General features: G+C 70.1%; 14 protein-coding genes. 3 read left to right on the top strand and 11 right to left on the bottom strand.

Annotated elements, in window-relative coordinates:
• The 3 genes from MBTS_RS17400 to MBTS_RS17390 form a co-directional block, all read right to left on the bottom strand.
• Positions 1 to 1280: amidase family protein (locus MBTS_RS17400; protein ID WP_192216107.1), on the bottom strand; the 1280-nt coding region annotated here is incomplete at its 3' end.
• 92 nt (positions 1281 to 1372) lie between these two features.
• Positions 1373 to 1660 carry an Asp-tRNA(Asn)/Glu-tRNA(Gln) amidotransferase subunit GatC gene (gene gatC, locus MBTS_RS17395; RefSeq protein WP_018043480.1) on the bottom strand — a complete coding sequence of 96 codons (288 nt, stop codon included), beginning with the start codon at positions 1658 to 1660 and terminating at the stop codon, positions 1373 to 1375.
• A 105-nt stretch (positions 1661 to 1765) separates the two neighbouring features.
• Entirely contained in the window at positions 1766 to 1996 is a 231-nt protein-coding gene (locus MBTS_RS17390; RefSeq protein WP_018043479.1) for a hypothetical protein, read from the bottom strand.
• A 108-nt stretch (positions 1997 to 2104) separates the two neighbouring features.
• On the opposite strand from MBTS_RS17390, the gene MBTS_RS17385 reads away from it, so the two are divergent.
• Together MBTS_RS17385 and ruvX are read left to right on the top strand one after the other, a co-directional pair.
• Complete coding sequence (locus MBTS_RS17385) at positions 2105 to 2644, top strand: SMI1/KNR4 family protein (protein ID WP_056149350.1); 540 nt, start codon at positions 2105 to 2107, stop codon at positions 2642 to 2644.
• Positions 2641 to 3141, top strand: a complete 501-nt coding sequence (gene ruvX / locus MBTS_RS17380) for a Holliday junction resolvase RuvX (RefSeq protein WP_056149348.1) — start codon at positions 2641 to 2643, stop codon at positions 3139 to 3141. Before MBTS_RS17385 ends, ruvX begins: the two co-directional genes overlap by 4 nt.
• 13 nt (positions 3142 to 3154) lie before the next feature.
• Here the strand turns inward: ruvX and MBTS_RS17375 are convergent, their stop codons facing one another.
• Together MBTS_RS17375 and MBTS_RS17370 are read right to left on the bottom strand one after the other, a co-directional pair.
• The gene (locus MBTS_RS17375) at positions 3155 to 3355 is read right to left on the bottom strand and encodes a hypothetical protein (RefSeq protein ID WP_018043476.1); all 201 of its coding nucleotides are present in this window, start codon (positions 3353 to 3355) and stop codon (positions 3155 to 3157) included.
• Positions 3356 to 3373: 18 nt separating this feature from the next.
• Entirely contained in the window at positions 3374 to 4435 is a 1062-nt protein-coding gene (locus MBTS_RS17370) for a hydantoinase/oxoprolinase family protein (protein ID WP_056149346.1), read from the bottom strand.
• Between the two features lie 27 nt (positions 4436 to 4462).
• On the opposite strand from MBTS_RS17370, the gene MBTS_RS17365 reads away from it, so the two are divergent.
• Positions 4463 to 5146 (top strand): HisA/HisF-related TIM barrel protein, encoded by a 684-nt coding sequence (locus MBTS_RS17365; protein WP_056149345.1) that lies wholly within the window; start codon positions 4463 to 4465, stop codon positions 5144 to 5146.
• Positions 5147 to 5292: 146 nt separating this feature from the next.
• Here the strand turns inward: MBTS_RS17365 and fae are convergent, their stop codons facing one another.
• From fae to MBTS_RS17335, 6 genes are all read right to left on the bottom strand, one after another.
• Positions 5293 to 5805, bottom strand: coding sequence for a formaldehyde-activating enzyme (gene fae / locus MBTS_RS17360; protein WP_018043473.1), 513 nt, complete (start codon positions 5803 to 5805; stop codon positions 5293 to 5295).
• A 268-nt stretch (positions 5806 to 6073) separates the two neighbouring features.
• Positions 6074 to 6910: a triphosphoribosyl-dephospho-CoA synthase gene (locus MBTS_RS17355; RefSeq protein WP_147832772.1), complete on the bottom strand. Its 837-nt coding sequence runs from the start codon at positions 6908 to 6910 to the stop codon at positions 6074 to 6076.
• Positions 6907 to 7821, bottom strand: a complete 915-nt coding sequence (locus tag MBTS_RS17350) for an ATP-grasp domain-containing protein (RefSeq protein ID WP_147832771.1) — start codon at positions 7819 to 7821, stop codon at positions 6907 to 6909. Before MBTS_RS17350 ends, MBTS_RS17355 begins: the two co-directional genes overlap by 4 nt.
• Positions 7822 to 8098: 277 nt before the next feature.
• Entirely contained in the window at positions 8099 to 9085 is a 987-nt protein-coding gene (gene mch / locus MBTS_RS17345; protein ID WP_147832770.1) for a methenyltetrahydromethanopterin cyclohydrolase, read from the bottom strand.
• Complete coding sequence (locus MBTS_RS17340) at positions 9082 to 10251, bottom strand: ATP-grasp domain-containing protein (protein WP_147832769.1); 1170 nt, start codon at positions 10249 to 10251, stop codon at positions 9082 to 9084. The genes mch and MBTS_RS17340 overlap by 4 nt, the downstream gene beginning before the upstream one ends.
• Before the next feature lie 194 nt (positions 10252 to 10445).
• Positions 10446 to 11339, bottom strand: a complete 894-nt coding sequence (locus tag MBTS_RS17335) for an NAD(P)-dependent methylenetetrahydromethanopterin dehydrogenase (protein ID WP_056159087.1) — start codon at positions 11337 to 11339, stop codon at positions 10446 to 10448.
• Between the last annotated feature and the right edge of the window lie 88 nt (positions 11340 to 11427).

Raw genomic sequence — 11427 nt, 5'->3', positions numbered from 1 at the left:
GGATCGCCCAGTCCCTTCTCGCCGATGCCGAAGGCGGCGGACGGGGTGGCGGGGGTCAGGATCGCGTCGACGCCGGAGGCATAGGCCTGTTCGAAATCGCGCTTGATCAGGGTGCGGATCTTCTGGGCGCGGACGTAATAGGCGTCGTAATAGCCGGCCGAGAGCACGTAGGTGCCGATCATGATGCGGCGCTTCACCTCGCGGCCGAAGCCCGCCGCGCGGGTGTTCTCGTACATCCCGGCGATGTCCTTGCCGGGCACGCGCAGGCCGTAGCGCACGCCGTCGTAGCGGGCCAGATTCGAGGAGGCCTCGGCCGGGGCGACGATGTAATAGGCCGGCAGCGCGTAGCGGGTGTGCGGCAGCGAGATCTCGCGGATCGTGGCGCCCGCATCCTTGAGCATCGCGGCGCCCTTGTCCCAGAGCGCCTGGATCTCGGCGGACATGCCCTCGACCCGGTATTCCTTCGGGATGCCGATGGTGAGGCCCTTCACCCCCCGCGCCACCGCCGCCTCGAAATCCGGCACGGCCAAGTCGGCACAGGTGGTGTCGCGGGCATCCGCCCCGGACATGGAGCCGAGCAGGATGGCGCAGTCGCGCACCGTGCGGGCGATGGGGCCGGCCTGGTCGAGGGAGGAGGCATAGGCCACCGTGCCCCAGCGCGAGCAGCGCCCGTAGGTCGGCTTGATGCCCACCGTGCCGGTGAAGGCGGCGGGCTGGCGGATCGAGCCCCCGGTATCGGTGGCGGTGGCGCCAAGGCACAGATGCGCGGCCACGGCAGCGGCCGACCCGCCGGAGGAGCCGCCCGGCACCAGCTTCGTGTCGGAGAGCGTTCCGTTTTCCTGCCGCCGCCAGGGCGAAACCACGTCGCCATAGGCGGAGGTCTCGTTGGAGGAGCCCATGGCGAACTCGTCGAGGTTGAGCTTGCCCAGCATCACCGCGCCGTCGCGCCACAGATTGTGGGTCACGGCCGATTCGTAATGCGGCTGGAAGCCTTCGAGGATCTTCGAGCCGGCGGTGGTGGCGACCCCGTGGGTGCAGAACAGGTCCTTGACGCCGAGCGGCAGGCCTTCGAGGGGCCGGGCCTCGCCGGAGGCGATCTTGGCGTCGGAGACCTCCGCCATCTGCAGGGCGCGCTCGGGCGTCTCCAGCAGATAGGCGTTGAGGCCGCGCGCCGCCTCGATCGCCGAGAGATGGGCCTTGGCGAGGTCGGTCGCCGAGAAATCCTTGGCCTTCAGCCCGTCGCGAGCCTCGGCCAGGGTGAGTTCGTTGAGATGGGTCATGCCGCCTGCTGTCCTCAAAGCCCGCCGGACCCCGTCGCCATTCTCAGGCGCCGCGCGGTCCTGGCCGGGCACGCATCACGAAATCGAGCGTGCTACTCGACCACCTTCGGGACGAGGAAGTAATGGTCCTCGGTCTCGGGGGCGTTGAAGACGATGTCGCGAGCGTGACCGCCGTCGGTCACCACGTCGGTGCGCTTCTTCATCGCCATCGGCGTGACCGAGGTCATCGGCTCGACGCCCTCGACATCGACTTCGGAGAGTTGCTCGACGAAGGCGAGGATGGCGTTGAGTTCGCCCTGGAGCGGCGCGACCTCCTCGTCGCTCACCGCGATACGCGCCAGATGCGCGATGCGCCTCACTGTGGTTGCGTCGACCGACATGCTGCCTTCGGACCTCGGGACCTGCGCCGGAACGCGCGTTCAGAGGCCGGGCTATAGCACCGGGCTTCGCGGCCCCGCAACGCCGGGGCGGGCGGAAGCGTCGTCTCAGACGATGGCGTTGCCGGGATGAGAGGGAGCCTCGACCACGATCCCCTTGTCCTGGCGGAGCGTTTCCGACTGCCGGAAGCCGAGGACGAGGATCTCGAGGGCCAGGGCGAGCATGAGCTTGTGCCGGAACGGCATTTCGCGCGTGGCGTCGACGTTCCAGGCGCTGCCGCCTTTGCCGGGCGACCGTAACATGCCGAGAACCTGGGAGAGGCGGCCGCGCCGATTCATGCTGTCTCCGTATCGTTATCAAATCCTTAACGAGCTTATGGCGCATTCGCTCCCGGTGCGGCTATTCCCCTTCGGACGTAGGATCGGGTCGCGTTGGGGATAGACATCATGTGGCAGACGGTGTTCGCGGATTTCACCGCCGGGCCGAAGGCCGATCCGGCCGATCTCGACCGCGCGGAGACGGAGCTGGGGTTCCCGCTGCCGGAGAGCTACCGCAGCTTTTGCCTCGATTGCGGAATCGGCCTCGCTTGCGGCTCCCTCCGCATCGCGATCCCGAGCCCCACCGAGAGCGCGGACCTCGGCACCCGTTCGGAACTGATCGCGCACAGCATCGCCTCCGTGCTGGAGACGCGGGAGGGGCATCGCTTCGAGGTGGAGGGCGACGATCCGAGCGTGGTCGAACGCGCCTGTTTCTTCGGTGAGACCGAAGCAGGCGAGTTCCTGTTCTGGGACGTGGTCGTCGGTGCGGACCAGACCGAGCGCCGGGAATACGAGATCTGGGTGATGGGCGCCGATCTCGAATCGGTGCGGTTCGGGGGCGCCGACCTCCCCGATCTCATGCGCCGGCTTCAGGGTCCTGCCGTGCGCGGCATTCTCGGCATGGGCGCCGAGCCCCTGCCCTCCAGCTTCCTGGGTCAGGTCTCGTGACGGAAGACGAGGTCCGGGCGTTCGTCGCGGCGTCCGCGGGCGGCCAGCGCCTCATCGGGATCGATCTCGGCACCAAGACGATCGGGCTCGCCCTGTCGGATGTGGGCCGGCAGATCGCCTCGCCCCTCGAGACCATCCGCCGGGTGAAATTCACGCCCGACGTCGCCCGCCTGCGCCTCCTGTGCGAGGCTCACCAAGTCGGCGGCCTCGTCATGGGCCTGCCCCTCAACATGGATGGCAGCGAAGGGCCGCGCGTCCAGGCCACGCGCTCCTTCGTGCGCAACATGAAGCCCCTGCTCGACCTGCCGGTGCTGTTCTGCGACGAGCGCCTGTCCACGGCGGCGGTGACGCGGGCGCTGATCGCGGCGGACGCCTCGCGGGCCAAGCGTGGCGAGGTCGTGGACATGCTGGCGGCGGCCTACATCCTCCAGGGATGCCTCGACCAGATCCGGGGTCTGCTGGGGGACGAGGAGCGCGAGGAGCGCGACGCGTACTGAGGGGAGCGGCGCGTCACGCCGCGGCCGGCGGCTCGTCGTCGCCGGGCTCGACCGGCGAATTGAGGATGTCCTCCAACTCGTCCACCAGCATGTCGATCTGGTCCTGGCTCGCCAGCACCTTGAGGGTCTGGCCGCTCTCGGTGGCGAGGGCGAGCTCGATTCCCGCGCCGGAGCGCGTGGCCAGGATGCGGGCGAGTTTGTGCGTGGCGCTCATGCGGGTCTCCCGTTCGGCTCAGTGTTGGATAGGTTCGGCGGCCAGCAGGGCCACCGCCACGGCCGGGCCACAGGTGGAGGCCCAGTCGGCGCCCTCCTCCGCGAGCGACGGCGCGATGAGGTCGGTGAGCGCCACGGCGGGGCGTCCCAGGCGCCGGGCCAGCCGCTCGGCCAGGAACCGCCCTGCCCCGCAGACCACGAGGGGCGCATCGGCCGCGATGTCGGGGCGCGACAGCAGGATCGCCGCCGCGTCGTGGAGGGGACGCAACTGGCACTCGGCGAAATGCGCCGCGAGGGCACGCCAATCGGCCGAGCTTCCCTCAGCATGGTCGCGGCCGATCATCCGGGCGAGGCGGATCTCGGTCTCGGGGATCGATTTGCCCTTCATGTCGGCGCTGTGCTGCTGGTCGGCCCCCTCGGGCAGGTCGCCGGTGAGCCGGTAGACGTCGGCCGTGGTGGCGAAGGTCTCGGCCATCAGGCTGGTGCGCCGGCCCTTGAACGGCGCGGAGGCCGTGAAGGCGAGGACGGGCGTCCGCACCACGCCGGAATAGACCAGCTCGCCCGTCTCCAGGCGCTCGGCGTCGCTGTAGCCGGTGGCGGCAGGACGGCCGTCCACGATGGGGATCAGGTCGGCGGTGGTGGAGCCGATATCGACGAGGAGCGCGTTCGCCGCGTGGCGGCCGACCAGGGCCGCCGTGGCGTGCCAATTGGCCGAGGCCACGTCGAGGGCGGCGCCCGTCGCCTCGCCAGGCGGGAGGAGCCCGGCCCGGCCACCATAAATCCGCACCGAACCGGCGAGATTCGCCCTCGCCCAGGCGGAGAGCTGCGCCACGCCATCGGTGCGGTCGGAGAAGCAATCGGTGAGTTCGCCCGTCATGGTCACCACATGGTCGGCCTCTCCGCGCGCCCAATCGGGCAGCTGCGAAAACGTCTCGTCGAGGGCGGGCAGGCCGCGCCAGAGACGGCAGGGTGCCTGCACCACCGCCTCGACCCGGCCGTCGCGAACCAGGGCCGCCTTGACATGGACCCCTCCGAGATCCCAGCCGATCACCGGGTTGTGCGTGGATGCGGCAGGCGTCACGGGCAGGTCCGTACAGGGAGGAACGGGATGAAGGACGGGTTTCGGATCGTTCCGGTGATCGACCTGCGCCACGGAGAGGTGGTGCGGGCCAGGGCCGGGGATCGCGCCTCCTATGCCCCGATCGTGACCCCCTTGGCAAAGGGATCGTCGCCCGGGGATGTCGCGCAGGGGCTGGTCGCCGCGATCGCCGCCCGCATCCTCTACGTCGCGGATCTCGATGCGATCATCGACGGCAGGCCTCCCGATCTCGGGAGCCTCGCGCAGGTCGCTCGCGCCTGTCCGGGTGTCCAGCTCTGGGTCGATGCGGGATTCTCCGGCGGCCCCGGCGTCGATGCGTTCCTGGCGGAGGGGTTGGGGCGTCCGGTGATCGGCAGCGAGAGCCAGCACGATGCCGCCCTGGTGCGGGCGCTCGGAGACCGCGCGGTCTTCTCCCTCGACAGTCGGGGCGCGGAGCGGATGGGGCCGGCGGAGCTCCATGACGAGCCGGCGTACTGGCCCTCCGAGGTCATCGTGATGACCCTGAGCCGTGTCGGTGCCGGGACCGGGCCGGACCTCGACCGCCTGTCGGAGATCCGCGAGATGAGCCCCGCGACGCGACTCTACGCGGCGGGCGGGGTGCGCGGGCCTGCGGATGTCGCCGCGCTGGAGGAGATCGGCGTCACGGGTGCCCTGGTGGCGACCGCGATCCACGACGGGACATTACGGAGGTAGCGGGCCGGAGACACAAAAAAACGAGGCGGCCGGAGCCGCCTCGTTTCATGTTTCATGTTTCATCGTCCGAGGAAGATGGAAGCCAGTCGCTGGAGCAGGCCCCGCGGTGCGGGCGGAGGCGCGCTCTGCCCAGGACTGTCCCCGATCTAAGCGTTCGACGCGAAGGGGTGCGAAGCGGAGTTGCGCTGCTCGGTGGCGTAGGCAGCGGTGGGCTCGCCCTTGACGGCGCGCTGGATCGACAGCTTCACGGCGTCGTAGTTGTACTTCTGGATCTTGGCGTCGTCGGCAGCTTCCCAGTGAATGAACACGCCGACCAGGATGAACAGGTCGTCGGCTTCGTCAGCGGGGATGATGCCTTCGGCAACGGCGTCCTGCACGGCCTTGGCAACGCCGTACTGGGCGGGGCCGAACATCTGGACGGCCTGACGGGCGTCGTTGATGGTGACCTTGTTGAACATCAGGGTGTTCGGCTTGCAGGGCAGGTTCGGCGCGATGACCGCGAGCAGGCTGGTGAAGCCGTGCTTGTTGTTCACGAGGCCGTTGCAGAAAGCCGTCTCGGCCGGCGAACCGCGCGGTCCGATGATGAGATCGATGTGGGCGACCTCGTTGCCATCGCCGACGAGAGCCTCGCCGACCAGAACTTTGTTGATCTTCGCCATGTGGGGTTTCTCCCAGGAGTCTTGAAAAAGCATGACCGCCCCGTAATTTGGCGCGGCCGAAAGCCATCCTTGTTCACGGCGTCCAGCCCCAATGGGACCGGACCGGTTTGCCCGGATCGCGGCGCGGACCCTACTCTGGGGTCTCTGCCGGAACAACCCTGCAAGGGGGGCGGATTCGAGCAAAATCTTTGCCGAACGGGGGCTTGAACGCGCCACGGCATCGATTATGGCGCCCCCCGTCGCCGCCGGAGGGCTGGATTCATTGGGTTTAGGTTTCAGCCGCCAGCAATCGGTCGGCGAAGAGGGTGGCCACCGTCATGTCCGCGCTGGTGCCCGGATTGAGGTTCCGGCCTTTCCACGAACGGTCCCGCACCAGGAGCTCGGTGACGGGGTGGTTGGCGAGATCGAGGGAGAGAAGCTCCGCCGCCTCGGCGCGCAGGGCGTCGGCGCGGGCCGCGCCGTGCTTGCGCGCCACGTGGCTGTCGGGAACGGCCGCGAGGTAGCCGAGGAACACCGCCGTCGTGCTCCAGGGGGGCGTGAGGCCCTTGCCGCGCGCCTCCGCCAAGGCGGGCAGGCCGATGCCGAAGATGTCGGCGAAGCCGGTGACGTAGGCGCGGGCGATCCGGTCGCGCGGGGCCGCCTCCGCCATGGCCGCGACGAGGCTTGCCGGGGCTTCCGGTCCGGTCACGTCGTGGCGTTCGGCCCGGCCGAGGCCGCCGGGATTGGCGGCGCGAATAGCGGCGAAGACGTCGGCCGCATCCGCCGCGTCGAGGGTATCGAGAACGTGGCTCAGCGCCCTGCGCAGAGGGCCGCCGCGCTCGGCGGCGAGCGCCAGGGGCGCGCACAGGAGGAGAATGCCGAGATTGGTGTTCTGGCCCACCGCGCCGAGGGTCGCCTCCATGGCGGTGCGCACGCGCCGGCCGATTCGCGCGCCGGGTTCCGCCAGATGGGGCGCGGAGACCTCCGCGCTCGTGACGAAATCCGCCACCGCCATGCGATGGCCGTCGCCGAAGACATGGACGTTGCCGGGCTTCAGGGCATCGAGCTCGGCCAAGCAGCACGCCCTGTAGGCCGCGGCGATCACGTCGGGCGAAAGCCCGCTCATCCCGATGCCGCCAGGAGCCGGGGGGGCCTTGCCGCCCGCACGGCGTTGAGGAAGCCCCGGGCCACGGCGGCCGCGACGTCGACCTCGGTGACCTGTTGCAGGCCCGACCAGGCCGGCATGGAATTGACTTCGAGGACGAGGTAGCCGCCCTCCCCGTCCTCAACGAGGTCGATGCCGGTGTAATCGACACCGATGGCGGCCGCCGCGCGTTCGGCGAGTTCGGCGGCCTTCTCCGGCATCGCCCAGGGCAAGGGCCGGCCTCCGCGATGGACGTTGGTGATCCAGCCGTCGCCCTCGCGGATCATGGCGGCGATGGCCCTGCCCTCGCAGACGAAGACCCGGTAATCGCGCCAGAGGCCGTCGTTCCGCGCGATGTAGCGCTGAAGATAATAGACCCGCGACACGGCCTCCTCGTCGGGCAGGTCTTCCGGCCGTTCGATGAGCTGCAAACCCTCGCCCTGTGAGCCGAAGAGCGGCTTGAGCACCAGCGGCCGGCCCGGTCCCGCCTCGCGGGCGACGCAGGCGGCGGCGGCCTCGCGGCTGGAGAACACGAAGGTGTCGGGGGTGGGGAGGCCGGCCCTGGCGACGAGGAGGCTCGTCATGGCCTTGTCCACCGAGCGCTCGATGGCGCCAGGGGAGTTCCAGACCGTGACCCCGGAGGCCACGAGGGCGTGGAGCACGCCGAGCCGCATGGTGGTGGCCTCGAAGGTGCCCCCGGCGATGGTGCGCAGGAGGACGCCGTCGGGCAGGCCGTCCGCGAAGCCCGGCACACGAAGCGGCTCGCCCGCGCCGGTGACCACCGCCACGTCGGCGAGCGAAAACAGCACCGGCTCGGCGCCGAGATGTTCCAGGGCGGCCCTCAATCGGGCCTTGTGCCAGTTGCCGTTGTCGGCCGCGAGCCCGATGCGCATGGATGTGGTCTCACACGGTGATCCGGTCCCGGCCCGGCCGGGATGACAGGCGTTCCCCTCGCCCCGCTTGCGGGGAGAGGGTCGTGACGACCTCGTCGTCGGCACGGCGAGGCGGCAGCCGAGGGTGAGGGGGCGTTCCCGGAAGAGCCTCGTTCGCAGAGACCCCCTCACCCTCGCTCCGGCTTCGCCCCCACTCATCGCAGGCACGACAAGGTGCCCGCGATCCTCTCCCCGCCCGGCGGGGAGAGGGGCTGGCGCTGCGGCTTTTCCGTTCAGATCAGCTGAAGGAGGCGTCCACCAGTTCCGGCATCAGCCGGCCACCGCGGAAACTCTTGCCGGTGGTGACGGAGGTGACGATGACCTCGGCCGGGCTGAAGAGCGCGCCGTCGATCTTGTAGAAATCGCCGTTCACCCGGCCGAAGATGTCGGCGAAGGGGGCGCCGTGGTCGGCCGAGGTGGTGGAGGGCAGCTGCTCGGCGAGTTGCTTGGCATCCGCCTCGTCAGCCTCGACGAAGAGCTGCACCCGGCCGCCATAGATGATGGCGTCGTTGGTGCGGCCCATGGCCTGGATGAAATCGGGATGCTGCGGCGAGAGCGGGGCCGAGCCGATTCCGTCCACGATCTTGTGCAGGTCGAAGCCCACGGTGTGGGCCTTGTGGAGGGCGACTTCGAGGACGCGGGCGACGACCTGTGTCGCGCCGGCCAGCGACTGGGTCGGGGCGTAGATGAAGGTCAGCGCGTCCGCCGACAGGCCGCAGGCCTCGGCGACCTTGGCGATGACGGAGGCGGGCGGTCCGCCGGCGGCCTCGAGCACCAGGGCGGTCCGGCTGGCGGAATCGCGGTAGCCGAGTTCGGTGTAGAGATCTTCCACCACCGAGACCGCGCGGCCGGGGCCGGAGCCCAGGGCGAAGAAGCCAGAATCGCCGGTCTCGTCGGCCAGAGACCAGCCGGCATACTGGCTGCCGAGGCAGGCGAGCACCGGGTCGGCGGAATGCACCACCACGGAATAGGGCCAGGCCGCGATCGGCCCGGTGGGGACGATCGACACGGTGCCGAGGCCGCCGAGGCAGATCTCGGCGATGCGCCGGCCGGCCTCGATGGAGCCGCGCACGGTGGCGCCGGCATCGACCATGCGTGCGCCGTTCTCCGTGGTGACGGCAAGGCGCAGGGCCTCGGCATCGGCCACCAGCTTCTCCACGAGGGGATTGGTGAGGGCGTTTAGGCTCGGCGTGGTCCGGAGCGTGGCGGGGGGATGGGTGGTCATCGGGCTTCCTCCGTCGGGGCGAGCAGGGTCCGCAGAGTGGCGGCCCGGACGCGCAATAGGTCTCGGGTGGCGGCCGAGTCCGGGCCTGCGGCGAACACGGTGCAGAGGGGAGCATCGCGTGGCACGCAGGTGCCGGATTGTGGGCGGTCGCGAACGAAATCCGGCCAGTCGAGGGGCGGCATCGGCGCGTAGCCGGCTGCCGCGTAACAGATTTCCGTGGCCGCCGCATCCACCGGTGCGGGTTCGATTCGCGGCAAAACGCCGAGGCTCGCGTCGATATGCGCGGCCAGGAGCGGCGTGTCGCGGCGGTCGAGGACGTCGAGGGTGGCTCCCGGGCGCGGGTTGATCTCGGTGAGCCACCACCCCTTCTCCGAGACGAGGAGGTCGGCGCTGGCGAGCCCGACGAGCCCGGTCTCCGCGACGAGTCCGGCGATGACCGCCGTCACCTGGGAGAGGGTCGCGGGCGACAGGGCCGGCGCCTCGTGGGCGGCGCGTTCCAGCGCCCCGGCATAGCGGAAGGGGCGTAAGGGAGACGGCGCGCTCCATTGCTCGGTGACCGCCACGATCGCCGCCTCGCGCCCGTCGGCGAGGAAGGCGACGGCGTGCGCCGTGCCGGCGACCCGCCGCTGAAAATAAGCGCCCGTCGGTGCCCTCCCCGCGCCGGCGAGGCGGATATGGCTGCCGCCGGACCCGCCGGAGCGCTTGAGCAGCCAGTCCGAGCGATCCGTGACGGCCTCCGACGTTACCGCCGGATGCGGGATCGCGAGGCGTTCGCATAGGGCCGCGAAGGCGAGCGGATCCTTCAGCACCCGGACCGTATCGGGGCTGGCGCCCAGAAGCCTGTGGCACCGGCCGATCCTCGCCATCAGGTCGGGCGCATTCTCGAAGCCGCTGCCGAGCACGATCCCGATCGGTGGCTTGTCCGCCATGGCGGCCAGGGCATCGAGCCCGGCGAGCACGCCCTCCCCCGCCAGCCCGTCGCCGAAACGACCGTCGGCAGGGCGATAGCCTTCGGCGAGGGTGAGCGTGTCGGCATCGCCGAAGAGGTCGAGGACATAGGGGCGCAGGCCCGACCGGCGCGCGGCCTGCGCCAGGGCGCGCCCGGACTGGGCGGCGATGAGGATCGCGTCGCCCCGGGGCGGCGGCCGTTCGGATGATGCTGCCATCGCGGCGATCGCTCGGGATCACTCCTACGCTGCTGTCACCACCCTGCCTCGTCCTGAGGCGACGAGCGAAGCGAAGGCCTCGAAGGAGGCTTCCAGTTAGCTCGGCGAAAGCTGGAGGCCTTCTTCGAGGCCCGCTTTCGCGGACACCTCAGGATGAGGTCATGGGCGGGATCGAGCTGGCGGGTGAGTGCCCGTCAGCCGGCCACCTCGACGGCGACCTTGTAGGCGTCGCGGAAGTCGAGGCAGAGGGGCTCGCTGGCGGCGAGGATCTGGCGGAACAGGCGCGACTGGGTCTGGTACTTGACGTTGCCGACCGCCAGCGCGCCGATGCCGATGCCCTTGCCGGTGGGCAGGGCCACGTCCTTGGCGTTGACGTCGATCCCGGCGATGCCGGCGGGCGGCACCGCGTTCACGTCGGAGGCGACCAGCAGCTTCGGCGCGGATTCGAGATCCGTCGCCGACAGGATCGGGACGCCGGCCGGGCCGGCCGAGAGGATCACGTCGGCCTCGGCGATGGCGGCGCGGCGCGCCTCGGCGGTGGAGCCGTCGACGGCGCCGACCTCGATGCCGAAGCGCCATTTCATCGTGAAGGCGATCTTGCTGACTCGCTCTTCGCCGTCATGCCCGACGAGGACGGTCTTGGCGCCTTCCAGAGCGCCGATTACCGCCGCCACATAGGCCACGACGCCGGCCCCGCCGAAGATGACGATGCGCTTGCCCTTCAGGTCGGTGCCGAACTTCGCCTTGAGGGCGCGGGTCACCTCGGCGACCATGGCGGCACCGGTGGTGAAGGACCCGGCCGGATCGGCGACGATGTGGTTGGCGAAGGGCGGCACCAGGGCTTTCTTGGCCCGGTCCATCATGTCGAGGGCGTCCTCGGCGTTCTTGCCGCCGATGAAGATGGTCGTGCGGGCGCCATCCTGGGGCGAACGGGAGAAGATCGAATCCTGCACCAGGGAGGTCACGTCCGGCAGGGTCACGTCGGTATAGGTCGCGATCGTCTCGAAGCCGGCATCCACTGCCATGTTCACGTCGAACGGGCTCATGTGCTTGAGGGGCGTCAGCATATGCAGAATCGAGCGGGCCATCGTGTCTCTCCCTCCGCAAGTGTCCGGCGCCATCGCGGCGCCGCCTCTCGCATGTGTACTGTCGGAACCGGCCGGGCCGGCTGCGTCA

The sequence above is a fragment of the Methylobacterium bullatum genome (genome assembly GCF_014845095.1).
GTDB lineage: Bacteria > Pseudomonadota > Alphaproteobacteria > Rhizobiales > Beijerinckiaceae > Methylobacterium > Methylobacterium bullatum.
The sequence above is the reverse complement of the archived record's forward strand: the minus strand, read 5'-3'. Positions and strand labels throughout refer to the sequence as shown.